24 protein-coding genes, 2 riboswitches and 1 other annotated feature are annotated in these 26,457 nt (G+C 29.2%); of the genes, 6 read left to right on the top strand and 18 right to left on the bottom strand.

The window, feature by feature from the left end:
- Positions 1 to 82: 82 nt before the first annotated feature.
- The 4 genes from nrdG to nrdD all read right to left on the bottom strand — a co-directional run bounded on the left by nrdG (position 83) and on the right by nrdD (position 6,533).
- Positions 83 to 592 (bottom strand): anaerobic ribonucleoside-triphosphate reductase activating protein, encoded by a 510-nt coding sequence (gene nrdG / locus EJJ37_RS05395; protein ID WP_133014579.1) that lies wholly within the window; start codon positions 590 to 592, stop codon positions 83 to 85.
- Between the two features lie 30 nt (positions 593 to 622).
- Complete coding sequence (locus EJJ37_RS05390) at positions 623 to 2,908, bottom strand: hydratase (RefSeq protein ID WP_133014578.1); 2,286 nt, start codon at positions 2,906 to 2,908, stop codon at positions 623 to 625.
- Positions 2,909 to 2,910: 2 nt separating this feature from the next.
- Positions 2,911 to 4,083 (bottom strand): homocitrate synthase, encoded by a 1,173-nt coding sequence (nifV, locus tag EJJ37_RS05385; RefSeq protein ID WP_133014577.1) that lies wholly within the window; start codon positions 4,081 to 4,083, stop codon positions 2,911 to 2,913.
- 332 nt (positions 4,084 to 4,415) lie between these two features.
- On the bottom strand, positions 4,416 to 6,533 hold the full coding sequence (gene nrdD, locus EJJ37_RS05380; protein WP_133014576.1) for an anaerobic ribonucleoside-triphosphate reductase: 2,118 nt from the start codon (positions 6,531 to 6,533) through the stop codon (positions 4,416 to 4,418).
- A 226-nt stretch (positions 6,534 to 6,759) separates the two neighbouring features.
- Here nrdD and EJJ37_RS05375 point away from each other — a divergent pair, with 226 nt between their 5' ends.
- From EJJ37_RS05375 to thiT, 4 genes are all read left to right on the top strand, one after another.
- Positions 6,760 to 7,605, top strand: coding sequence for a DegV family protein (locus EJJ37_RS05375; RefSeq protein ID WP_133014575.1), 846 nt, complete (start codon positions 6,760 to 6,762; stop codon positions 7,603 to 7,605).
- Between the two features lie 3 nt (positions 7,606 to 7,608).
- On the top strand, positions 7,609 to 8,064 hold the full coding sequence (locus tag EJJ37_RS05370; RefSeq protein ID WP_133014574.1) for a PadR family transcriptional regulator: 456 nt from the start codon (positions 7,609 to 7,611) through the stop codon (positions 8,062 to 8,064).
- An 86-nt stretch (positions 8,065 to 8,150) separates the two neighbouring features.
- Entirely contained in the window at positions 8,151 to 8,354 is a 204-nt protein-coding gene (locus EJJ37_RS05365; protein ID WP_133014573.1) for a hypothetical protein, read from the top strand.
- 25 nt (positions 8,355 to 8,379) lie between these two features.
- A riboswitch (TPP riboswitch) is annotated at positions 8,380 to 8,480 on the top strand.
- A gap of 52 nt (positions 8,481 to 8,532) precedes the next feature.
- Positions 8,533 to 9,180: an energy-coupled thiamine transporter ThiT gene (gene thiT, locus EJJ37_RS05360; RefSeq protein ID WP_133014572.1), complete on the top strand. Its 648-nt coding sequence runs from the start codon at positions 8,533 to 8,535 to the stop codon at positions 9,178 to 9,180.
- Between the two features lie 110 nt (positions 9,181 to 9,290).
- On the opposite strand, the gene EJJ37_RS05355 is transcribed toward thiT, so the two are convergent.
- The 9 genes from EJJ37_RS05355 to metG (EJJ37_RS05315) all read right to left on the bottom strand — a co-directional run bounded on the left by EJJ37_RS05355 (position 9,291) and on the right by metG (EJJ37_RS05315) (position 19,630).
- Positions 9,291 to 9,479, bottom strand: a complete 189-nt coding sequence (locus EJJ37_RS05355; protein WP_133014571.1) for a ferredoxin — start codon at positions 9,477 to 9,479, stop codon at positions 9,291 to 9,293.
- A gap of 80 nt (positions 9,480 to 9,559) precedes the next feature.
- Positions 9,560 to 10,384, bottom strand: a complete 825-nt coding sequence (locus tag EJJ37_RS05350) for a YhfM domain-containing protein (RefSeq protein WP_133014570.1) — start codon at positions 10,382 to 10,384, stop codon at positions 9,560 to 9,562.
- Positions 10,385 to 10,543: 159 nt separating this feature from the next.
- Positions 10,544 to 11,764, bottom strand: coding sequence for a DUF7922 domain-containing protein (locus EJJ37_RS05345; protein WP_133014569.1), 1,221 nt, complete (start codon positions 11,762 to 11,764; stop codon positions 10,544 to 10,546).
- A 101-nt stretch (positions 11,765 to 11,865) separates the two neighbouring features.
- Positions 11,866 to 12,708, bottom strand: a complete 843-nt coding sequence (gene rsmA, locus EJJ37_RS05340) for a 16S rRNA (adenine(1518)-N(6)/adenine(1519)-N(6))-dimethyltransferase RsmA (RefSeq protein ID WP_133014568.1) — start codon at positions 12,706 to 12,708, stop codon at positions 11,866 to 11,868.
- A complete protein-coding gene (rnmV, locus tag EJJ37_RS05335; protein WP_133014567.1) occupies positions 12,709 to 13,263 on the bottom strand; it encodes a ribonuclease M5 in 555 nt (184 codons plus the stop codon).
- 248 nt (positions 13,264 to 13,511) lie between these two features.
- Entirely contained in the window at positions 13,512 to 14,561 is a 1,050-nt protein-coding gene (locus EJJ37_RS05330; protein ID WP_133014566.1) for a G5 and 3D domain-containing protein, read from the bottom strand.
- A gap of 231 nt (positions 14,562 to 14,792) precedes the next feature.
- A complete protein-coding gene (locus tag EJJ37_RS05325) occupies positions 14,793 to 15,578 on the bottom strand; it encodes a TatD family hydrolase (protein WP_133014565.1) in 786 nt (261 codons plus the stop codon).
- A gap of 335 nt (positions 15,579 to 15,913) precedes the next feature.
- The gene (gene metG, locus EJJ37_RS05320) at positions 15,914 to 17,542 is read right to left on the bottom strand and encodes a methionine--tRNA ligase (protein WP_133014564.1); all 1,629 of its coding nucleotides are present in this window, start codon (positions 17,540 to 17,542) and stop codon (positions 15,914 to 15,916) included.
- A 144-nt stretch (positions 17,543 to 17,686) separates the two neighbouring features.
- Positions 17,687 to 19,630 (bottom strand): methionine--tRNA ligase, encoded by a 1,944-nt coding sequence (metG, locus tag EJJ37_RS05315; protein ID WP_133014563.1) that lies wholly within the window; start codon positions 19,628 to 19,630, stop codon positions 17,687 to 17,689.
- A 112-nt stretch (positions 19,631 to 19,742) separates the two neighbouring features.
- Positions 19,743 to 19,979: a binding site (T-box leader), on the bottom strand.
- Positions 19,980 to 20,225: 246 nt separating this feature from the next.
- On the opposite strand from metG (EJJ37_RS05315), the gene EJJ37_RS05310 reads away from it, so the two are divergent.
- Positions 20,226 to 20,723, top strand: a complete 498-nt coding sequence (locus tag EJJ37_RS05310; RefSeq protein WP_133014562.1) for an FUSC family protein — start codon at positions 20,226 to 20,228, stop codon at positions 20,721 to 20,723.
- Positions 20,724 to 20,873: 150 nt separating this feature from the next.
- Here EJJ37_RS05310 and EJJ37_RS05305 read toward each other — a convergent pair whose 3' ends face one another.
- From EJJ37_RS05305 to EJJ37_RS05285, 5 genes are all read right to left on the bottom strand, one after another.
- Complete coding sequence (locus tag EJJ37_RS05305) at positions 20,874 to 22,553, bottom strand: Na+/H+ antiporter NhaC family protein (protein ID WP_338032249.1); 1,680 nt, start codon at positions 22,551 to 22,553, stop codon at positions 20,874 to 20,876.
- A 157-nt stretch (positions 22,554 to 22,710) separates the two neighbouring features.
- Positions 22,711 to 22,885, bottom strand: a riboswitch (Lysine riboswitch).
- A gap of 81 nt (positions 22,886 to 22,966) precedes the next feature.
- Entirely contained in the window at positions 22,967 to 24,226 is a 1,260-nt protein-coding gene (locus tag EJJ37_RS05300) for an aminopeptidase P family protein (protein WP_133014561.1), read from the bottom strand.
- A gap of 40 nt (positions 24,227 to 24,266) precedes the next feature.
- Complete coding sequence (locus tag EJJ37_RS05295) at positions 24,267 to 24,707, bottom strand: ACT domain-containing protein (protein ID WP_338032247.1); 441 nt, start codon at positions 24,705 to 24,707, stop codon at positions 24,267 to 24,269.
- 223 nt (positions 24,708 to 24,930) lie between these two features.
- Positions 24,931 to 25,455, bottom strand: a complete 525-nt coding sequence (locus tag EJJ37_RS05290) for a spore maturation protein (protein ID WP_133014559.1) — start codon at positions 25,453 to 25,455, stop codon at positions 24,931 to 24,933.
- A gap of 18 nt (positions 25,456 to 25,473) precedes the next feature.
- Positions 25,474 to 26,049 carry a nucleoside recognition domain-containing protein gene (locus EJJ37_RS05285; protein WP_133014558.1) on the bottom strand — a complete coding sequence of 192 codons (576 nt, stop codon included), beginning with the start codon at positions 26,047 to 26,049 and terminating at the stop codon, positions 25,474 to 25,476.
- Between the two features lie 205 nt (positions 26,050 to 26,254).
- Here EJJ37_RS05285 and EJJ37_RS05280 point away from each other — a divergent pair, with 205 nt between their 5' ends.
- The gene (locus EJJ37_RS05280) at positions 26,255 to 26,440 is read left to right on the top strand and encodes a hypothetical protein (protein ID WP_133014557.1); all 186 of its coding nucleotides are present in this window, start codon (positions 26,255 to 26,257) and stop codon (positions 26,438 to 26,440) included.
- The last annotated feature ends 17 nt before the right edge of the window (positions 26,441 to 26,457 follow it).

Raw genomic sequence — 26,457 nt, 5'->3', positions numbered from 1 at the left:
TATCTTAATTCAAAAGATATATACTTATATAATAATTCCATATAAACTATATAGTTCCCATATTATCTAGCTTTTTACGCTATTACAAGTTCATTATTACTACTTTATTTTGGTTAAGACTTTCTTTCACATTAATTATTCTTTGATTAGTTGATCCTCTAAACCTTAGTCCTTCCTCTTTATTATTTATTTGGAATCTTCCATCTACTAATACATCTATATTATTTAAAAGCTCACTTATTGCCGTATCTACTTTCATTACTTCTAAAAGTTTTTCAAATGTATATCCTGTATAGCACCATATATTTAAATTAGAATTCTTAAATGCTTTTGCCATATAAGCAAAACTGTGAGCCTGCTCTATTGGATCACCTCCACTGAATGTTACTCCTTTTAATATAGGATTATCTAAAACATCCTTTATTAATTTATCCATATCCATAATTTCACCATCTTCAAAACTATGTGTTTCTGGATTAAAGCAACCTTTACACTTATGTTTACATCCTTGTGCAAAAAACACCCTTCTCATTCCAGGTCCATTTACTAAACTTTCATAAGCTATTCCTGCTAACCTCACAGTTTTACTCATTTTTAACAACCCTCCAAAAGCATTATAACTTTATGCTTTATAATAATTAATTAAGCATCCCTTTAATATGATTTCTCTTTCATCATCTGTAAGTTCACCTAATTTTAACTCAAATTCTTTCATTGATTTATTAACTACATATGCCTTTATAGAAGTCTTCTTTTCTTTAATTGATTCTATTATATTAGGTACAAACAAATAGTCTCCATTGTCAAAACATAGCTCTTCCTCAAGGACAAATGGTAGCATACCCCAATTTATTAAATTAGAACGATATCTTTTTGTAGCATACTCTTTAGCTATATTAGCCCATCCCCCTAATACTTTTTGACATGATGCAGCTTGTTCACGTGCTGATCCATCACCAGGTTTAACAGCATAAATAGTACTTCCTATTCCTGTATTTTTATTATTAACATCAGTAAATACTTCTTTAATTGAAGTAAATATAGGGTCTAATTCATTAACAGCATCAATTGGTGATTCATTTGCTATTCTTGCTTTTTCAGCTTTTTGAATCTCCTTAGCTCTTCCAACATATGCTGGATCTTTACGTGATAAAGTAAATTCAGCTAAACCTAATGGATTAGAACGATATGATGAAGTTTCTCCTGATGGAATAAGTTCATCAGTTGTAGTAACTGGATCATGAATTACAGAAACTACTTTTAATAATAAATTATCAGTTAAAGCTGACATTTTAGGCCAATCCACTATATTAGGTCCAAATTTAATTTCTACTGATGGATCTGCTTTTCCTACTCCATCATAAACACGATTTTCATATATAGATTTATCAAAATAATATTTTGGTTTTGTAAAATTAACATCTATATCAGTTGCAGCTATTAAATACCCTTTATTAGCCGCTGTGGCCGCAATAGATCTAGCATCCATTAATGCAACTGATGCAATTTGTCCATTAGTTATCTTTGATCCTTCTCTATTAGGGAAGTTTCTTGTTGAGTGACGTATACTTAACCCATTATTAGCTGGAACATCTCCAGCTCCAAAGCAAGGTCCACAAAATGCTGTACGCACAGTTGCCCCTGTAGCCATAATATCTGCAATTCTACCATTTTTAACAAGTTCCATAAATACTGGTTGAGAGGCTGGATAAACACTTAATGAAAACTCATCACTACCTATTGAAGTGCCCCTTAAAATATCTGCTGCATCGCATATATTTTCAAATCCTCCACCTGCACATCCTGCGATTACACCTTGTTCAACATAAAGCTTACCATTATGAATTTTATCTCTTAATGTAAATCTAACTTTATTGTCTAAACTAATTCCAGCCTTCTTTTCAACATCAGCTAATATATCATTTAGATTTGAATTTAATTCTTCTATACTATAAACATTACTTGGATGGAATGGCATAGCTATCATTGATTTAACTTTAGCTAAATCAACATAAATCATTCCATCATAGTATGCTACACTTCCTGGATTTAATTCCTTATATTCATCTACCCTTCCATGAATATCATAAAATTCTTTTATCTTATTATCAGTTTTCCATATAGATGATAAACATGTTGTTTCTGTAGTCATAACATCAATACCAATTCTAAAATCAGCACTTAAATTATCAACTCCATCACCTACAAATTCCATAACTTTATTATTAACATACCCATTTGCAAAAACAGCTCCAATTATAGCTAGAGCAACATCTTGTGGCCCAACTCCTTTTTGCGGTGAACCTGTTAAATATACACCTACTACCTCTGGTCTATTTATATCATAAGTTTTGCATAATAATTGTTTAACTATTTCAGGTCCACCTTCTCCAATTGCCATAGTTCCTAAAGCACCATAACGAGTATGACTATCAGAACCTAATATCATTTTCCCACAACCTGCTAACATTTCTCTAGCAAATTGATGAATTACTGCTTGATGTGGTGGTACATATATTCCTCCATACTTCTTTGCACATGAAAGTCCAAACATATGGTCATCTTCGTTTATTGTTCCTCCAACTGCACATAAGCTATTATGACAATTTGTTAAAGCATATGGAACCGGGAATTTTTCTAACCCTGATGCTCTTGCCGTTTGAATTATTCCTACGAAAGTAATATCATGAGATGCTAATTTATCAAATTTTATTTTTAGTTTGTCCATATTTTCTGATGTATTATGCTCTTTTAATATATTATAAGCAATAGTATTTTTTTCAGCTTCTTCTTTGCTTGGATAATTGTCTCCAATTTTATTTTTCAATATTGAATTAATTTCATTACAATCTTCTACTATATCTTTATTATTAATAAGATAAACGCCATTTGAAAATAATTTTATCATCTTTAATTCTCCTTATCATTTTCTTCATTTAATCTCTTGTACTCTTGATAAAGTTTAACTAACTCCTTATCAAATAGTGTTCTCTTTAATCTAACAGAAGCAGCTCTTACCATTTCTAGTATTCCCTTAGCCTCTTCATCATTTAATTCAATATTGTATTCCTTAAATTTATTTATTATCCCAGCTTTACCTGAATGCTTTCCTATAACAATTTGTCTTTGTAATCCAATAACATCTGGATCAAAGGCCTCATAATTTTTTGGATTCTTTATTGCTCCATCAGCATGTATTCCTGACTCATGAGCAAACATATTATCTCCAACAATAGCTTTCCAAATAGGAAGTTCTCTTCCAGCTGCTTGTGCAACATACTCTGAAACTTCCCTAAACATCTTTGTATTTACATCAGCTTCATATCCATAAACATATATAAGAGCCATTAATACCTCTTCTAATGCAGCATTTCCTGCTCTTTCTCCAAGTCCATTTACAGTTACGCCAACATGACTTGCACCACCCAATATTCCTGCAATAGCATTTGCTGTAGCCATTCCAAAATCATTATGAGTATGCATTTCTATATCAAAGCCTGTTCTTTTATATAATTCTTCAATATTTTTTCTTATAGAAAATGGCTCCATTATTCCAACTGTATCACAATATCTAAATCTATCAGCTCCTGCTTTTTTAGCTTCATTAATAAATTCTATTAAGAATTCATTATCAGCCCTTGAAGCATCTTCTCCATTTACTGATACATATAAACCTTTTTTCTTTGCAAATTCAACTGATTTAATCATATTCTCTAATACCCATTCTCTTGATGTCTTAAGCTTATGCTTAATATGAATATCAGATACTGATACTGAAATTGCTACTGCATCCACTCCGCAATCTATAGACTCTTCAATATCACTAATAACAGCTCTATTCCAAGCCATTATACTTTTTCTACCATTATTTCTTTTTACAATTTGCTTAATTGCTTCTTTTTCATCTCCACCCATAGTAGGAATTCCTACTTCTAGTTGGTCAACCCCAAGTTCACTTAACATATCTGCAATAATTAGTTTTTCCTCATTTGCAAAAACAACTCCTGCAGTTTGCTCCCCATCTCTAAGAGTCGTATCGACTATATAGATTTTTCTGTCGCCATTGACATTTTTAATAGCCATTTTTTTGCCCCCTTTATTTTTGTATATCTTTTTTAAAATGTTTTTATAATTTGATTTATAAAAAATAGAGGTAAATGTGTGTACCTCTCCATTTTATCTATACCTTTTTTTACCATAATATCATATTTATAATAATTTCTCAATAAAAAACCAATATTTTTTTCTAAAAATTGCAAGTTTTTTATTTTTCAATTCATTTTAATAGGCTATAATTACACTTATTCCTATTATACTTTCAAATTTTGCAACTATTTTTACTTTTCCTTCATTTTATATAGTAAACCCTCATATAAGTTATATCACTATAACTTATATGAAGGCTTTACAGCTATCTATGATATTTCATAATTATTTTTATAACTTCCAGTATGAGATTTTCTATCAATTCTCTCTTCATACTTTCCTGGTCCAAATCTTTCGTCAAGACTCAAATATCCAGTTACTCTTGAAATTCCTTGTATATCTCTACTATTACACTTAGGACATTTACTTTCATTACTTAATAAATTTTCTCCACAATCTTTACAATACCTAATATGAAAGTTTACCCCTATATAGCTTATATTAGTGTGTTTATATGCATAATTTATTATATCCATTATATTCTCTGGCGAAGGTGAGTCATCTACTTCTATATATGAAATATGCCCTGCATTGCAAAGTTTATGATAAGGTGCTTCTATATCAATTTTATCTTTTATTGATATACTATAATTTACAGGTATGTGGAAACTATTTGTATAATACTCCTTATCTGTTACTCCTTTTATTATTCCAAATATCTTTTTATCATGTTTTATAAATTTTCCTGATAATCCTTCTGCCGGTGTTGCATAGCAACTCCAATTAAGCTTAGTTTCCTCTATTAGCCTATCTACATACTCTCTTATGAAACCAACTATTCTTAGTCCTAACTCCCTAGCTTCTTGTGATTCCCCATGATGACATCCCAATAAAGAATATAATGTTTCTGCCAATCCAATAAATCCAATTACCCAGGTTCCTTGTTTAAGTATTGGTTCAATTGAGTCTTCAGCTTTTAGTCCTTCAGAACCTTTCATAAGTCCCTGTCCTGCTACAAAAGGTAAATCTTTAACTCTTAAATTTTTAAGCACACTATATCTATGAAGTAAAGCATCTTTGGCTAACACTAATCTTTTTTCTAATATCTCAAAGAACTTATCTATATCTTTATTTGCTTCTATTCCTATACGAGGTAGATTAATAGTTACTGGTGCTATATTTCCTCTTCCTTTGCACCCCGGTTCACCATTAACATTTTTCATTAAATATGTTCTGCATCCCATTGTTGCTGGAATATATCCTTGATCATAATATTCCTTATTAAAATCCGCATCTATATTCATAAATGTAGGATTCATTCTTTTTGATGCTACCTCACAAGCTAATTTATATAAATAGTAATAAGGATCTTCTACTTCTCTATTTACTCCCTTTTTCACTCTAAAAATTATATTAGGGAATATTGGTTGTTCACCTTTTCCTAATCCTTTTTCATATTCTTTTAAAAATATCTCACATACTAAGGCTGCATCTTTAGAATTTGGTATACCTAAATTTATAGAAGAAAAAGGTACTTGGGAGCCTGCACGTGAATGCATAGTGTTTAAATTATATACAATTCCTTGCATAGCTTGGTGCACTCGTGATTTTAATTTTTCTTCTACTATTTTTTCTAGCTTTTCACCTTGAATTCCATAAGAAATTAATTCTTCCCTTATCTCTATTCTTGTTGGCTCAATAAATTCAGCCATATCATTGTCAAAATCTGGATGAGATTGTCCACCAAACATATCATTTTGCGTAGACTGAAGTAATATACAAGATAATTCTGCAGCTGTTTCTATACGTTTAGGTGGCTTTATTGTTCCATATCCAGTATTAAATCCCCTTTTTAATATCTCTCCTGTAGGTATATGAAGACAATTTATACTTAAATTATAAGAATCTAGGTCATGAAAATAAACTTCACCCACTTCATGAGCTTTTGCTAAATACTTAGGCATATTATAAAGATTATGCCATTTATTAGACTCTGAAGCTATTCTTAATAACTTAGCACTAAAATTGTTTCCAACATTAGCATTATCCCTATCAGTTTCTATTCCTATTTTTTCAATTGCTTTCATTAAATCTGACTTAATTCCTCTAATTCTAGTTCTTTCTCTTCTATAAGAAGAATATGCTCCTTGAATATTTTTATGGTTACTATCAATTAGAGCTTTTTCAACTAAATTTTGTACTTCTTCTACTGATACTTTTTCTTTTTGTGCAACTTCAATATATTTAATAATCCTTTGTATACATTCTAATATTTGATCTTCTCTTAATTGTTCTCCAACTTCGTCACTTGCCTTTTTTATTGCATTAATAATTTTATTACTATCAAATTCAACCTCTCTTCCATCTCGTTTTACTACATATAGCAAAATAACCGCCTCCTACAAATTCACACTATATATTGTATATTCTATGTATGAAATACAATATATAGTATTAATTCTATTTTGAACTTCTATTCTCCTTCAAATTTTTGATAAAATTTGAATAAAAAAACATTATCAATAGTGATAATGTTTTTTCTTTATCACTATTGATAATATTATCTCATATGATATACTAAGTTTATAAAATTAGACTTTCGGAGGATTTTTTATGCAAAAAATTGCTTTAATAACTGACAGTGCATGTGACCTTGATTTAAATACATTAAAAGAAAATAATATAAATTTATTACCACTTAGAATAATTTATTCTAATGGTGATTATAGAGATAGAATAGATATTTCACCTCAAGAGGTATATGATAATTTAGAAAAAGAAGTTCCTAAAACTTCTTTACCAAGTGCTCAAGAAACTGAAGATATTTTAAATAAATTAGAACAAGAAGGCTATACTCATGTAATTTGTATTTCAATTTCTAGTGGTCTTTCTGGAAGCTTTAATGCCCTAAGATTAGCTTTAGAAGATCACCCAAAACTTACTTCTTTTGTTTATGACTCAAAAATACTAGCTTATCCTCAAGGAGAAATAGTTTTAGAAGTTGCTAAACTTATAAAAGAAGGTAAAAGTTATGAAGAAATAATTAAAGAAATACCAGAAATAAGAAAAAGAGTTATTGGATACTTTACTATTAATACATTAGAATATTTAAAAAAAGGCGGAAGAATTGGTAGACTTGCTGGAACTGTTGGTGAATTACTAAATCTTAAACCTATAATAACTACAGATGAAGATGGTGTTTATTATAACGTTGCAAAAGTAAGAGGAAGAAAACAATCTTTATCAAAAATGACTGAATTATTAAAAGGATACTTAGCTAAAGGTAAATGTGAAGTTGCTGTTTTACACGCTGGTTGCGAGGATGAGGCTATTAAATATATGAATTCACTTAAAGATTTAACAAATGTAGTATCTATAAAAATAGCAGAAATAAGTCCTGCTCTTGGTATTCATGGTGGTCCTGGATTAATAGGCTTTTCTGTAAAAATGGTTAAATAATCTATGAGTGATTTTGATTTTAACAATATTGAAGATTTAAAGGCTGAAGAAAAAAGATTATATGATGAATATAAAGCCAAACTTGCAGAACTAAAAAAAGTTCAAAAAGAAAAAGAAGCAGTTGGTCAAGTATTTACAAAAGGATTATTACCTATTTATGTTCTTCATATATTAAAATCCGGCCCAACAAATGGTAATGAAATTTCTACTAAGGTTTCTGAAAGAACTAATGGATTATGGACACCTAGTACTGGTGGAATATATCCATTATTAAAAAAACTAGAAAAAGAAGGCTTAGTTATTGGTCAATGGGATGATCCTAAGAAGAAATTTCAAAAATTTTATTCTCTAACTCCACTAGGCGAAGTTGAATTTGCTAATAGAAAAAAATTACTTAAACATAAAATAGAAGAATCATTAAAAGTCTTTCAAATCGTTTATAAAGATCTTTATTTATAAAAAATACATCCAAGAATTTTCTTGGATGTATTTTTATTATTATTTATGTGTAAACTAATATAAACTTATTTAGGACGGTGTTAAATATGAAAGGAATGATACTAGATTATACTGGCAATGATGCTTTTATTTTATTAGAAGATGATTCTATTATAACAATGCCTTTAACTTCTTTTGAAACACTTATGCCAATAGGTAGTAACATAAGTTTGTCTAACTTATATAATAATTCTTCAAATACAAATTATAAACCTTGCCAAATGGTAAATAAAAGCGTTGACTTTTTGTAAATCTTTGCCTAAAATTAAATTATATTTAAGTTGCTAGGGGTGCCCCAAGGCTGAGAGATGAATTTTCATCAACCCTTTTAACCTGATCTGGATAATTCCAGCGTAGGAAAGCCATCATAGAGTTTTATATTCTCATGCTAAGGTACCCTCTTACGCAAAATAAGGAGGTATTTTTTTTATGTCAAATTTTCTAGCAACACTAGGAGAAAATTTCAAAACACTTTTTAGCAGCCCACTTACACTAATCACCTTAATAGGTTGTGCAATTTTACTAATTGCTTTTATAAAGTTTAAATCATTAAAGTTTGATTCAAAATTAGTGGCTAGAATAGGACTAGCTATTGCACTTGCCTTCATTTTGGATATGTTAAAAGTTTATACATTACCAAATGGTGGTGGAAGCATTTCATTAGGAAGTATGATTCCAATACTATTAATTTCATTTATTTACGGGCCATCAATAGGTTTATTTACTGGATTTCTATTTGGAATACTTAAGTTAATTATTGATCCATATATACTGAATCCAATTCAAGTTTTATTTGATTATCCTTTACCTTTTATGGCTGTTGGAGTTGCAGGATTCTTTAAAAATAAGTATTTGGGTGCTACATTAGGAATGCTCCTACGATTTGCATGTCACTTTATTTCTGGAGTAATATTCTTTGGTTCATATGCACCAGCAGGAATGTCTCCTATAATATACTCCCTAGCAGTAAATGGATTTGCAGTAGGTGGTGAGCTATTAATATGCTTAGCATTATTAGCATTTTTACCTATAGAACAATTAATTAAAACATTAAAATCAAATATATCATTAACATAAGTATGATTATAAATCTTTGACTTAGATAACTGAACTTACAACTCATAATTTATGAAGAGTTGTTTCATAAAAAATATACCATATAGCTTAATGCTATATGGTATATTTTTTTAATCTAGACTTATTGCATTTACTGGACAACTTGATTCTGCATCTCTTGCATCATCTTCATTTCCACCTGGCACAGGATTAGTTTTCGCTACTGCTTTACCATCATCATCCATTTCAAAAACTTCTGGACATATTGATGGACATAATCCACATCCAATACAAGTATCTTTATCTACAGATGCATTCATAACTTCAACCCCTTTAACAAACTTCAATATTATTATTTACAAAATTCTAATATGTTATGTAAGTTGAAAATTTTTTTATTTTACCAATTATCAGGTTTACTTTCTAAAATATCTATATTCCACTCTTTAAACTCATTAACTGCAACAACATAATATTTGCTTTCTGTATTTTCCTTCTTATTAGTTACTGTAATTAATGTTTTAAAATTAGTACTATCATATCCTCTATTTTTTACAGTAACTACAACATCAAAATCACTATCATTATTATTTACTAATTCTACATTTGATATAATTTGCTGTGCCTTTTCTATGAATTTATTTAAATCAGTAGAAAACACATATTTTAAGCAATCCACATCTCCCTTTATGTTAATACCAACTTTATAATTATTAATATCACTATTTTTACTAGCCGTTTGTAATACATCTAAAATAGATTGATAATATATATAATCAAAGTCTCTAGGCTTTCTTATAAATGAAAGATTTTTTATAATTCCCTCATCTAACCTATTTGAAACTGAAAATATATTTTCATCATTATAAAAATTTCCTTCATCAGTTCCTACAACATAATAAAACTCTTTTACTTCATCGCCTAAATCAAACTCAAACTTATAATCAGGTTCTAAAGTTGACTTATTTTCACTTATTTTTGCCTTTGATAATAAATTAGACATTTCCTTAATTGCACTTTCATCAGTTACTATAAACTTAAATGATGGATCCCTAGTGCTCTGTATACTTATTTGCTCTACATCATTTGAATTTAAATAATTAAAATAATCATTTTTTAAGCCTAACTTTTTCTCTATACTTTCTATTGCTGTACATCCAGAGAAATTCAATATACCTATTATTAAAAATCCTAATAAGATATGCCTTTTTAATACTCTTAACATTCGTTTCTCCTTTTACTTTTATACTAAAATAATAGGAGAAGCTTATGCTTCTCCTAATAAAGATAATTATAATACTTTATTCCAATATTGGCAATTTACTTTCTCTATTATCTTATATTTTCCCTTAGTTAAATATATGTTTTTTTGTCTAACCTCATACTATTGCATTGGAACAACAACAGTAGAATTTTTAAAATCATAAAACATTAACCAACATCCGTCCCTATCTTTACCATTTAAACTAACCCATGTAACAAAGCCAGTTCTTCCATCATAAGGTTGTTCATCCTTATCCTTTTTCCCTGGAATTGCATAAATTATATGTTTTAGATTTCCTTGAGAATCACACTTATATCCAAGCATAAAATATCCATACTTCTTTATATAAGGATAGTAATTCAACATTGGATAATAAGCTAATGTATACTTATTATAATTTGACATATTGCACATCTCATGTAAATCATGTACAGGTATTTTATACCACTTCGTATATTTTAATTCATCTATACTATCGTAATCTCTATCAAATCCTTCTACTATTGATTCAAAATATTCTCCTATACTGCCTCTTATCTTACCGCTAACAGGATCAAACTCCTTACTAGCCTCTATTTCATCTTCATAGTCTTCAAATTTTCCTCTTAAATTTTCTCTTTGAAAATATCTCCTTCTAGCTTCTTCAACATTCTCAACTTCTTGAACCTCTTTTACTTCAACTACCTCTTCAACAACTTCTTTAATTTCTTCTTTAGCAGCTTCTTCTTTTTCTTCCTCAATTCTTTCAGTCTTTTCTAGAATTATATCTTCATTAACTTTAGCTTCTACTACATGATTTTCTATAGCTTTATCTTTAGATTTTTCCACCTTAAGTTCTGGCTTTCTTGGTTCTTTTTTATGTTCTTTTTCTGCAACTTTTTCAGTTGCTCTTAATCTAACTTCCTTCGCTTTAACTATAGTATAATTCTTCCAATTTTCAGATGGCTGTTGTCCATTTAAAAAACCACACATTACAAATATAGGTATTCCATCTTTGAATTTTGCTATAGCTGTACCAGATATTTTATCAAATTGTATATCTAAGCCACCAATATTTGATACATTATATTCTTTTGTTGCTTCAGCTTTACCTGTATCAGTTATTTCTATTGGTCCTAAGTTAACTATTTGCTTCATATCTTTCTTACAGCAAATAATCATCATATAATAGTTTTCATTATCTTTTTTAAGATTTTGGGCATAAAAAGATATTTTACATTTATCTCCTTTTGCTTCTATCTTAGAATATCCAGATAATGTTTTATCACTGGAATTTGAGTACCCACGTTCATCCTCCTGTAATATTACGAAGTTTCTATACAACCTATTATTACTTGCCATTCTCTAGAACCCCCACTTTATATTAATTCCATATATTATATGTTCTATATATTGAAATATGTTATTAATTTTAATGGTGGAATTTTCTTCAATTAATCAAATTATAAAATTTCGTTAATACAATTAGATAGGGTTGCGAACTCTTCAATAGATAAAGTTTCTCCCCTTCTCTTAGGATCAACTCCTGCTTTTTCAAATGCTTCTTCAAGCTTTTCCTTAGCTGGTCCTATGCTCTTAACCCCATTCCATAAAGTTTTTCTTCTCATATTAAAAGAATTTCTTATTATATCAAAGAATAACTTTTCATTATCAACCTTAACTCTTGGTGAATCTAACTTATCAAGTCTGATGACAATTGAGTCAACTTTAGGTCTAGGAATAAAACAATTAGGTGGAACTCTTCTTACTATACTAGTATTACAATAATATTGAACTAATAAAGATAATGCTCCATAATCTTTATTACCTGGCTCTGCATTCATTCTTTCTGCAACCTCTTTTTGAATCATTATTGTTAATGATTTAAAATTATATCCTTCTTTAAGTAATTTAACTATTATAGGTGTTGTCACATAATAAGGTAAGTTTGCCACTAATTTTACGCTCTTCTCATCACCTATAATTTCATTAAAATCTACTTTTAAAGCATCATTATGTATAAGAGTAAAATTAGGATTATCTCCTAATTCTTGTTCTAATATAGGAATTAAATCATTATCTAGCTCTATTGCAACTACTCTCTTAGCTGTTTTTAATAATTGAGCAGTTAATGTTCCAACACCTGGTCCTATCTCTATAGCTAAATCTTCCTTATTAACATCTGCACCTGAAACTATATCTCTAGGAACAGAATCATCAACTAAAAAGTTTTGTCCCAAGCTTTTTGAAAATTTAAAATTATATTTCTTAACTAACTCAGCTGTTTTTACATCTTTTATATCCATCTATTTCTTCCCTTCTAATTCTTTATCAACATAATTAATAGCTTCTATAAATTCCTCTTTTGTAATACCATAATTATTTAATCTAGATAACATTTGATTTGCATTTCCATAACCAATACCTAGTTTATTTCCAAGCTTTATTCTTCTTTCTTTTGCATTTGGATCTCCATTTAATCTAAAGAAAAACATATCTTGCACATCAAATGTCTTTTCCTTTACTTCAACAGTAACCTTGGCTCTATTTAAAGCTTCTATTATAACTTCTGGTGTAGCATTTTCTACACCTATATCATCATCTTTAATTCCATCTTCTTGAGCAATATATGCATGCTTTATTCCTGGCACTCTCTTCGCTATTATTTTTCTTATTTTCTCACCAGCAAAATCTGGATCAGTTAAAACTATAACACCTTTTCTTTTTTGTGCTTCTTTTATTCTTGAAATAACTTTTGCATTTATTCCAAATCCACCAACAGCTATCATTTCCGCATCAACTGCTTTTTTAACCGCAGCTACATCATCTTTTCCTTCAACAACTATAACCTCTTTAATCAAAAGCCTTCTCTTCCTTTCCTCTATTATCTCTTATTAATTTATCCCCATATTTCTATTATGTCAAACCTTTAATTAGTTATAAGTTACTAGTTTTAAATTAATATCTTATATTAACCCCAAATATTAGATTTATATAAACCTCTTTTAAATCCTTATAATATATAAATTTCCTCTAGAGTTTTAACTAGTATTTCCTAAAACTAAAAGGCAATATCAAAACATTAAAGTTTTGATATTGCCTTTTTACTTTACCATTCTCCTGGATAAGCTAAAATATATACTGGTACGTTATATTTTCTTCCCCATGATATACAATCTGATTCTGAATTAAGGAATACATCTATAATATTTCCTTTTATAAGCCCACCTGTATCTGCCGCAATTGCTTTCCCGTAATTCTCTACGTAAACTAACGAACCTAATGGTATCACTCTTGGATCAACTGCTATTGTACTTATTCCACCAGGATTGTAAACTGGCACTGTTCCTGTCGCAGTAATTGTATCTCCTGCATAAGCAGTAGATTCACAATAGATTAAATCTCTATATTCCATTTCACCATCTCTACTAGCAAATACTCTTCTAGTTCCTTGAGCTATAATTTCATTTACAGGTTCCTTTGTAACCTTAGATTGAACTATTTCTCTAGATACTTCAACGCCATCTTTCTTAATAACTTTATAAGTTATTTCCTTTTCTCCTGCCTCACCAGCTTGTCTTACATCTTCTGTATTAATGTCTAAGTTTTCATCTTCCTCGACTATTGTTTCATAGTCAATACTTTCTACAGCAACCTCATTTAATACTTCAACTTTAACTAATTGAATTGTAAGACTATCTGATATTTTAGTATCTAGTGAAGGTGTTATTTCATCAACTCCCTCAACAAATTCAACTCCTTCAGCTCTTAGTTCATCTTTTTCAGCTTCTATCATATCTTCCACAGTATCTTCAGCAGTTTTTATAACAATTGTTTTGTTACCAACTACCATTTCTACTTCTACAGCCTTTTTAATTGTAATAACATCTTTTGATGATATCTTTTCATTTAAAGCTGGTTGTACTTTATCCTTATGAGCTATTTCTATCCCATTTTCCTCAAGTACATCTTTAACAGTCCCTTTATATGTTATAATTGCTTTTTCTTTTCCGTCTATATTTATTACTATGTCTTTTCTTATGCATGTAAATGTTATCGTTAATGCTATTATTAATACTCCGACAACACCTACCATTATTTTTGCCTTAGGACTATTAGAAAAATTGTTTTTTAAATTTTCTTTCCATTTTTCAATCATCTACATTTAACCTCCCCTGGCAAGAGTGACCATTGAATTATATAAACAATTCTTATTTTTGTCAAATTTTCCACTCTTGATTTAATGAAACTGCCTAAAATGCATTTCTATGCATTATATAAATATTAATTGAAATAAAAAAATAATGGCGTTTTTTTACAGTTTAAAGTTTGGTCGATATAGACTGAAAGTTTTTTCTATTTTTTTACAATTGATAATATTAATTTTACTTTATTTCCCATTACGAATCAAGCTATGGAAATTGTTATTTACAGCCAAATTTACCTCTTTTGAGCTAATTTCTTTTATCTCGGCTATTTTTTCTATTATATATCTAATATAATCTGATTTATTCCTTTTTCCTCTATTTGGATAAGGAGCCATATATGGGCAATCAGTTTCTACTAATAATCTTTCAAGTGGAATTTCTCTTACAACATCACAAATTTTCTTTGCATTCTTAAATGTAACTACTCCAGTAATTCCTATGTAATACCCTAATTTTACACACTCTCTAGCGAACTCTACACTTCCAGAAAAACAATGTACTGTTCCTCTAACATTTGGAAATTCCTTCATTATTTCTAATGTATCCTTATGGGCATCTCTATCATGAATTACTACTGGTAATCCTAATTCTTCTGCTAAACTCATTTGCTCTCTAAATACCCTTTTTTGAACTTCTTTATCTGGATTTTCATCCCAATAGTAATCTAATCCTATTTCACCTATAGCTATAATTTTTTTATTACTATTATATAAATTAATTATTTCCTTCTTAACACTTTCATCATAATCATTTGCATCACTAGGATGAATTCCAAGTGCTCCATAAATAAAATCATGCTTTAAAGTTAATTCATTTGTAGTTTTCAAACTTTTTTTAGAACATGCACAATTTAATATTCCAATTACCCCTTCACTTTTTATTTGTTCAAAAACAGCTTCTCTATCTTCGTCAAAAGCTTCATCATCATAGTGTGAATGAGTATCAAAAATTTCATATTTGAATTCCATTATCTTTTCTCCTTTTTATAAAATAAATTTTCTTTTTTTTATTATAACAAATTAAAGAAAAAAACTCAGACTATGCTGAGCTTTTTATTTTAATTTTATAAATGAAATTATAATTTGGAAATATATTGTTAAGATTTTCTTCAGATTTTTGACACCTAACTGACACAATTAAGGTTTATTATAATACTTGTAAAGTAGTTAAAGCATTATTATTTACCCCTAAAACCATCTTTTAAACAGGGCTTCAACCCTATGTTGTGGTTAAGAAGTTACTTTTTAAATTGGTTTCCTAGAGTTATTCGTCCCCCAAATGAAATGACTCTAGGTTTTTTTTTCTAAATTTTCTTTTCTTTTAATCTAATTACTTCCTCAGTAGCTCTTTTTTTATCAATTTTATTGAATAAAATACTACACTCTCTAATTACGCCTTCTTTTTTTTCTGTAAAACTCCAAATTCCCTCACCTAAATTTAGAGAAATCTTTATCTTGTCACACGTGTTAGGCATAAATGGATATAATAAATTAGATAAATTAACTATTATCTGAATACAATTATATATAACCTCTTTACATTTTGAAGGATCTTTACTTAATAAATTCCAAACCTTATTACTTTCAAAATACTTATTTCCCTTTTTACATAAATTCATTATATCAATTAAACTCTCATGAAAGCGTCCTTCTTCTATTTTATCCCCAAGATTAAAATATAAATTTAATATATCATTTTTTAAATTTTGGTCCATTTTTCCACTTGGTATCCTATTAGAATAATTTTTTCTTGAAAAAACTAATACCTTATTTATAAAACTTGCTAATTCATTAACCAAATCATTATTGTGTATATTTATATATTCCCTCCAAATAAAATCAGTATCTTTATCTTCAGGGGAATTTAAAGTTAAGTAATATCTAAAACTATCAACATTATATTTATTACAAACATAATCTGCCCACAAAGCCCAATTTTTAACAGTAGAAAATGATTTTCCTTCTAACTTTAAATGTTCACTCGATATTATACGTAAATTTGGATTTTTTATACCAAGTCCTGCAAGTATAGCTGGAAATATTACAGTATGAAAGGGAATATTGTCTTTTCCATGAATAAAATAAATTCTTGAATCTTCTCCTTCCCAGTACTCCTTATAATCTTCTCCACGCTCTTCTAGACATTTCATACTAGCTGTTAAATATCCCATAACAGCTTCAATCCAAACGAATATTTTTTTATCTTCATATCCATTTAATGGAACATCTACACCCCAATTAAAATCTCTAGTTACAGCTCTGTCCCTTAATCCTTCATCTAAATATCTTTTTAATATTTTTTGTGCATTTTCTCTCCATCCATACTGTCTTATATATAATCTTTTAACATCATTTTCAAACTTAGATAATGTGAAAAATAGATGTTTTGTTTCTTTTAATGTAGGCTTAGAGTTACAACTTTTGCATCTCATATCTATTAATTCACTAGAGTCAAATTCTCCATTACAATTTTCACAGCCATCACCGGTAGCTTCTTCTCCACATTTAGGACATATGCCTATAATATATCTATCAGATAAGTATTCATTGCAATTTTCACAAAAAGTTTGTTCTATTACTTTTTCATATATATATCCTTTTTTATATAGCTCTAAGATAAATTCTTTTACCTTCTCTTTATGATAATCAGAGTGAGTTTTATCAAAAATATCAAAGGAAAAACCCAATAATTTAAAACATCTTTGAAACTCAGCATGATATTTTTCTACAGCTTCTAAAGGTGTAATTCCCTCCTCCTGTGCCTTCATAGTAACCGGAGTACCATGACAGTCAGTTCCTGAAAGAAAAACAACATCATCTCCCATCATCCTATGATATCTTGCTAAAATATCTCCTGGTAATAAAACTGCAATTCTACCTAAATGTAATGGCCCATTTGCATAAGGCCATGCATTACCTATAATAATATTCATTAAATTCCCCCTTTAATCAGTGACAAGTTTTAAGTTATAGTAAAAAAGTCAGCATAGCTGACTTTTTTATATTTTCTAAAGTCGCCCTAAGGCGAATTTATTCCTTAACTTGCCACTTGTCATTTGTCACTTATTACTTGCTAACTACCTAACAACGCTTCCTGTTGGTAACTCTCCTGGATTTACTAGCTTTAATACGCTATCATCATCTGTAGCTGCAGCTAAAATCATTCCTTGTGATAATTCTCCTCTTAGAGTAACAGGCTTTAAGTTAGCAACTAAAACTACATATTTACCTACTAATTCTTCAGGTTTATAATGCATTGCTATTCCTGAAATAACCTGTCTTTCTTCTCCATTTAAATCAACTTTTAATTTTAATAATTTTTTAGCCTTTTTAACTGGTTCACATTCTAATACTTTAACTACTCTTAAATCTATTTTTTCAAAATCCTCAATAGTTATTTCTTCTTTAATTGGTTGCATTTTATACTCTTCTTTTGGCTTATTAGCTTCTAATTGAGCTAATCTCATAGCTTCTAACTCTTCTAAAGTCTTAGCTACATCTATTCTTGGGAATAAAGCTTCACCTTTTTTAACTTCAGTTCCCGGAGTTGTTCCATCAAATCCAGCTAATGAATCCCAAGATGTTGTAGTTATATTTAATTGAGCATTAATTTTTTCACTTGTGCTTGGTAAGAATGCTGATAATAATACAGATGCAAATCTTAAGCTTTCAGCTAAGTTATATAAAACTGTACCTAATCTTTCTTTCTTTTCTTCATCCTTAGCAAGTATCCAAGGAGTTGTTTCATCAATATATTTATTTGCTCTTCCTATAAGCTCAAATATATTTTCTAATGCTTCTGGAATTCTTAAATCATCTATTGCTTTTGTTACCTTAACTGGAGTTTCTAAAGCTAAACCTATTAATTCATTATCAATATCTTCTTTAGCAGTTGGTGCTGGTATTACTCCACCAAAGTACTTTTCAATCATTGCTACTGTTCTTGATAATAAGTTACCAAGGTCATTACAAAGATCTGAATTAATCTTCTTTATGAATATTTCATTATTAAATAATCCATCTGCTCCAAAAGGAATTTCTCTTAATAAATAGTATCTAACTGCATCAACACCAAATTTATCTACTAAAACTACTGGATCAACAACATTTCCTTTTGATTTTGACATCTTTCCACCATCAACAAGTAACCATCCATGACCAAATACTTGCTTTGGTAACTCTTGACCTAATGCCATTAACATAATTGGCCAGTAAATAGTATGGAATCTTAATATATCCTTACCTATTAAATGAACATCTGCAGGCCAATATTTCTTGTATAATTCATCATTATCACTTCCGTATCCTAATGCAGATATGTAGTTTGATAATGCATCTATCCAAACATAAACTACATGACCTTCATCAAATGTTACAGGAACTCCCCAGTTAAAGCTAGTTCTTGATACACAAAGATCTTGTAATCCTGGTTTTAAGAAGTTATTAACCATTTCATTCTTTCTTGATTCTGGTTGAATAAATTCTGGATGAGCTTCAATATACTCCATTAATCTATCAGCATATTTACTCATTCTAAAGAAATAAGCTTCTTCCTTTGATTTTTCAACTGGTCTTCCACAGTCTGGACAATTTCCATTTACTAATTGAGTTTCAGTCCAGAAAGATTCACATGGAGTACAGTATAATCCTTCATATGAAGATTTATATATATCTCCTTGATCATATAATTGCTTAAATATTTTTTGAACAGTTGCCTTATGATAGTCATCAGTTGTTCTTATAAACTTATCATAGCTAATATCCATCATGCTCCATAGTTCTTTAATACCAGCAACTATTTCATCAACATGCTCTTTTGGAGTTATTCCTTTTTCTTCAGCTATTCTTTGAATTTTTTGACCATGCTCATCAGTTCCTGTTAAGAACATTACATCATATCCATTTAATCTTTTAAATCTAGCTAAAGCATCTGCTGCCACTGTTGTATAAGTGTTACCAATGTGTAACTTAGTTGATGGATAATAAATTGGCGTAGTTATATAATACGGTTTTTTTGTCATTTTTCTTCCTCCTATTTTTGTAACTTAAAGCTAAAAATTTATAGTTACTAACTTATAGACTTTTAACTCAACTACTAACTAAAAAAAGCCTCTATATAGGCTTATATACCCATATAGAGGCGTTATATACGCGTTACCACTCTATTTTATATTTATTTCACAATAAATATCTCACTAGGTGACTATCATCACCTTGCAATATAACGGTTGCTACCGTATTACCCTAACTATAAAAGCTCAGATAATCTGCTCCAAGACCATCTTCATAAAGTTCAATATCACTAGTTTTCACCACCCCTAGCTCTCTTTAGATACATTCCTAAACTACTCTTCTTTTCTATGCATTTATTAGTTTTATAATATTCTAAAATGTAAAAACTGTCAACAAGTTAAATCTTAAATTTACTCTTCTATTAAAATTATCTCTCTTTCTTTTATTATTTCCCTTTCAATAATATTTAAAACTATATATATTTTTATATTCTACAGTTCTATAATATATTATAAATCTGATAATTTCATAAAAAATATTATATAGAATAATGAATTTTAACTGTTTATTAGATATAATATCATAGGGATAGGAGGCTTAATTATGGAAAATTTTAAATTTCCTAAGATTGGACTTAGAACAATAAAATCAGGTATAGCTGTCTTCTTATGCTTATTGCTTTTGCCTAATGAACCCTTTTTTGCTTGTCTTACAGCTGTAATTTGTTTACAAGATACTGTTTATAATTCAATTCATATGGGAATAAATAGAGGCGCAGGAACAATACTAGGAGCTAGCTTTGGTTTAATATTTCTTTTCTTATTTAGGTCCTTGGAAATTCATATACCAAATCAATACATATCAAAATTAGTAATATATATCATAATTGCATCAGGAATTATTTCAATGATTTATTTATGTAATATTCTTAAAAGACCAGGTGCAATAAACATAACTTGTATAGCATTTCTAGGAGTTACTACAGCTCATGCCTATAGTGATCCCTTATTTTATGCCACTAATAGAATAATAGAAACATTACTTGGAATAGTAATTTCAATATTAGTTAACAAGCTGATAACACCACCACCGCACAAATAGTCAGTAATAAAAAAAAGAACTCATATGGTAATTTCAAGAATATATATTTTCTAAAGTCAGCTTAGACTAACTTTATTTCTTAACTGAAAAAGGTTGTGCGATATAGCACAACCTTTTAATATAGCCCTTTTTATTTTATTTTCTTATTGCTTAAGCTTCTTCAACCTTCTTACCGAATATTTGAACCCCTACATATAACGCAATTAATGAAAGTGGTAATACTATATATATCGGAACTCCGAATCCAGATGGAATATATCCAAATAGTATAGTTACTGCTGCAACAAATAATGAATACCACATTTGAGTTTTAACATGCTCAATATGATTACATCCAGCTCCCATTGAAGAAAGTATAGTTGTATCAGATATTGGTGAACAGTGATCTCCAAATATAGCCCCTGTTAACACAGCACTTGTACAAACTACTACAAATGACATTTCTGGATTTATTGAATGTGCTAATGGAATTGCTAATGGCATTAATATACTCATTGTTCCATATGCAGTTCCTGTAGAGAATGAAATTACAGCCCCTAAAATAAATATTAAACTTGGTAATAAGAATGCTGGTATTGCCCCCTCTAATACCTCAACTAAGTAATATGCTGTTCCAAGTTCTTTAATTACTGATCCTAATGACCAAGCTAATATTAATATAACACCTGTTATTATTAATCCTTTCATTCCATCAACCCAAACTTCAATAGCTTCACTTAAAGTGAATATCTTTTTAACAACCCCCATTAAAATAGCAACTATTGAAGCAAATAATGCTGATTGGAATAATGCTACTGAAGCATCTGAAGCAGCAAATGCTTCCATTATACCTTTAAATGAAAATGGTGAATTAATCATAATTTCTTGAGCTACTGATGGCTCTCCACCCATTATTGAACTATATCCACTATAATAAAATGCTACTAATGCTGAAATAATTAATGCTCCGATTGGAATAATAGCATTCCATATACTAAGCTTAACACCTTCTTTTGGCTCTAATTCATCCATTTCAGCTGATGTTTCTACTGCAATTTCATCTTTAATAGACTTATCTCTATTTCTTGCTGCAACCTCAGCTTTTCTCATTGGTCCAAACTCTTTTAAAGTTAAAGCTGTTATTACTATAAAAGCTAAAATTAATATATTATAGAATCTATACGGTATTGTTTGCAGAAATACTCCAAACCCACTAGCTTCCACTCCAATTGAATTAAAACCATCCCCAATTAAACTTACTTCTAATCCAATCCAAGTTGAAATAATAGCTAACCCAGCTACTGGAGCTGCTGTAGCATCTATTATAAATGCTAATCTTTCTCTTGATATTTTCATTTTATCTGATACTGGTCTCATTATTGGACCTACTATTAAAGAATTTGCATAATCATCAAAGAATACACATAATCCTAAAAGCCAAGTTGTTAATTGAGTACTTTTTACAGTCTTAGCTTTTTTAGCTAATGCTTCTGCTATTGCCTTTGCACCACCCATTTTAGCAATTAAATTAATAACTCCTCCAATAGCAAGTACTTGAAGAACTATACCTGCATTCCATGGATCTGCAAGAGAATTTAAGGCTCTATCCACAAAATCTAGAAACGCTTGTATAAATGCACTAAATACATTATGCCCGGCAAGACTAACTAGAAAACTTCCTGACAAAATACCTATAAATAGCGAAATAACAACATTTTTTGTTATAAATGCTAATACTATAGCAACTATTGGTGGAATTAATGTCCATATTCCAAACTTATCTGCATTCACCGCTGCTGGTTCAACTTCTGCTGCAAATGCAATTGTAGTTGAAAAAATAAACATTAACATTGTAAGCAGTAAAATTTTAGAGCTTCTTTTTTTCACTTTTATTTCCCCCTTAATTAATTTTAAAATGAATAATAAGGATAATTCAAACTAACAAAAAAGACCTTGAGTTAACACTCAAGGTCTTGTATATACTAAAAATAGTATACAAATACAAGTCTCAAATGATAGCTCACCACAAAATACTTTGTGACAGTAATACATATATTTTATGTATTCCCAGCTATACAACCTTAAAGCATCAGTTGTATGCTTCGGCGATTGCTCCTTTCTTATTGAATCACAGTGCTTTCCTCATCAATAATACTATTAACTTTCGCGCCTCTACCCTAAGTTATTCACTTTTACTCTATAATAATTCGATTATATAATCAATTTCTTGCATTTGCAATAAAATTTTATAACTTCTATAAAATTTATTTATTTTGTGCTTTTTTCATAAATTCTTCAATTTCATCTACGCTCTTTATTATATCACTTGATAAATTAATAACTCCATCTTCTGTTACTAATATATCATCTTCTATTCTAATTCCTATACCTTCTTCTTCTATATATATTCCAGGTTCAACAGTAAATACAACTCCTGGTTCAAAGGTTATATCTCTATGTGGCGTTTCAATATCATGCGTATCCATTCCTAAACTATGACCTATACTATGATAATAATATTTTCTAACATCCTTTTTATCATCAATAAGTCCTAATTTTATACATTCCTCTGCTATTAAATCAGTTGCTTTTTCATTTACATCTTTATATTTCATTCCTGGCTTAATTAATTTTATAATTTCTTCATTTACTTTTAAAACTGAATTATAAACTTCCTTTTGCCTTTCAGTAAACTTACCATTAACGGGGAAAGTTCTTGATATATCAGCATTATAACAATTATATTCTGCACCTAAATCAAAAAGAATTAAATCATTTTCTTTAAGCTCTGAATTATTATCAACATAATGTAATGTTGTAGCATTTTTTCCTGCTGCAGCTATTGTTGTGAAAGCTAAACCAGTTGCACCTTTAACTTTACAATTGAAATCAAAATATGCTTCTAATTCATACTCCTTCATTCCAACACGTGCTTCAGTCATTAATCTTTCAATACCACTCTTTGTTATCTCAATAGCTTTTTTAATTTTCTCTATTTCCTCTTGTGATTTCTTTAATCTTAACTCACCAATTTTACTATAAACATTATTTATTCTAACTTGTGGATACTTACTTACTATTTCATTAGCAAATCTATGTGAAATTGTTCCTTCTCTATTTGCACTCATTTTTTCTAAATCTAAATAAAGATTTATTTCTTCTTTCATTACAATTGCTGAATGAATATCAGCATCAAATTGACTCTTAAACTTAACTTCGTCTACTGCTGTAAGCTCACTAGCTTCTTCCTTTCTAATGCTCTTTCCAATCCACTTTTCTAATTCTAAATCAATATCTTTTATATAAAGCTTAGAAGACTTTACTCCATTAATTTTTGACATAACTAATATATGTTCCTCTTCTTTTATTCCTGTTAAGTAATAAAAATTTCTATTTGGAGTAAATGGATAAGTTTGATCTCCAGTCTTTTGAATTGCTTTTCCAGCAAATAAAATTACAATTGAATTGTCTTTAATCTTATTTAAAAGATTATCTCTATTCAATTTATAAATATTTTGATTCATAGCCCTATCTCCTTTTATAATATTTTAGGATTACTTTTTATTATTCTGCTGCTAATAATTTTACACTTCTAACATTCGGTAAAGAGTTTAACCTTGCTGCTAATTGACTAACACTTTTCTCCATATGAGAAATATCAATAGTAACCGTGACATTAGCCGATAAATTTATTGGAATATCTTGATTTATTGTTAATATATTTCCTTTATAAAATGCAATACAATCCAACACCTTAGATAAAGTGCCTGACTTATGTGTCATTAATAATATTAAAGTTACCTTCTTAGATTGCATATCTTGAGCCATTGGAAATACATCATCTTTATATTTGTAATATGTACTTCTACTAATTCCAACTAATTTTATGGCCTCACTTATATCCTTTGCATTGCCAAGTTCAATATTCTCTTTTACCTCAATTACCTTTTTAAATATCTCTGGTAATGATTTTTCATTTACAATGTAAAATCTATCTTCCCCCATAATCATTCTCCATTCGATTTATTTTAGTAATATTATACAACCAAACTCTTTACAGTGCATTAAAAATTTTACATATTATCCCCTTAATTCTAAATTACGAAGAAATTTAGAATTAAGAAATTAAGATTTAAACTTAGCTTTTCTAGTTTAATTGAACTAGCGAAGCGCTGTTCAAAAATTAATCTCTTAATTTAAAATATTTCTTTGCAATATTTTTAAAATGTTACAATATTAAAAGTTTTACCATCATTATGGCCATAATAATCGCAGTCATATCTGCCATGATTGCTGCCCATACTGTATGACGTGTTTTCTTTATTTTAACGGCTCCAAAGTATACAGTTACAGTATAAAATATTGTCTCTGTAGTTCCCATAATTACTGAAGCTACTAGACCTATTGGAGTATCAGCGCCATAATTTTTTAAAATATCAGTAAAAACTCCCATTGCACCACTACCAGAAAGAGGCTTAATTAAAACCAATGGAACAACCTCCTTAGGCAAATCTATTAGTCTACAAAGCGGTGCAATTGCATTATTTAACATATCTAAAAGATTAGCTTCTCTAAATATTTGCACAGCTATTATCATAGCTAAAAGATATGGGAAAATATTTAAACATACATTTAACCCTTCCTTTGCTCCCTCAATAAACCAGTCATATACCTTTCTACCTTTTATCATTCCATAAGTTATAATAATTAAAACTATTATAGGAATAATACTTTTAGTTATATAGCTAAACATCTCAATACCCCCATAATCCTAAAAATATCTTTGCAAAATTTTACAATAAATCACACCAACAATTGCTGCTATACCAGTTGATATTATTGCCGGAAGTATTATTGCTCCTGGATTTGAAGAACCTGCTGCTGCTCTTATAGATAATACTGTCGATGGAACTAATTGAATACAAGCTGCATTCAATACTAAAAATAAAGCCATATCATTACTAGCTACACCTTTTTCAGTATTTAATCTATCCATTTCTTCCATAGCCTTAATTCCGAAAGGCGTTGCTGCATTTCCAAGGCCCATCATATTTGCTGTTATGTTCATAACTATAGCTCCTAAGGCCTTTTCATCCTTAGCTGCATCTTTAAATATAAGTTTTAATATAGGTTTCATAAGTTTAGCCAATTTTTCTGTAAATCCACTGTTTTGTGCAACCTTCATAACACCACACCAAAAACACATTAACCCGACAAGTCCAATAATAAATGTAACTGTAGTATCAATAGAACCAATTATTGCATTAGAAATACCTTCACCATTTCCAGTAAATATCCCAACTACTAATCCTAGAAAAATCATCACAAACCATATATAGTTAATCATTTTCTATTTCCCCCTATTTATTTTTTCTTTACAATATATGCCTTGCAACACCTATTTATTAGTGATAGGATAAAGATATCAACATAAGTTTAACTGAATCTATAAATCTTAATTTAGTAAGTTTAGTTACAACGATGATATACCTTCGTATTTACAAGAAGGTGTTTTCTATATTTTTTATTTACCTAACAAAGGAGATACGTCTATGAAAGAATCAAATTTAAAATTAGCTCAAAAAGATATTGATGATGCATTAAAAGCTGTAGAAGAAATGGAAAACTGTATTAACGAAGGAAACGAAAAAAATAATATAATAAAAGAAAAATTTATTACTTTAACAGAAAAAGTTCAAAAATTAGAAAATTTATTAAAGACTGAAGGAATACTTTAATAATAGAAAAAAGAGGA

This window comes from Clostridium cuniculi, from assembly GCF_004353185.1.
GTDB classification, from domain to species: Bacteria; Bacillota; Clostridia; order Clostridiales; family Clostridiaceae; genus Clostridium; species Clostridium cuniculi.
Note: the sequence above shows the minus strand (reverse complement) of the source record. Positions and strands in the feature narration are given on the sequence as shown.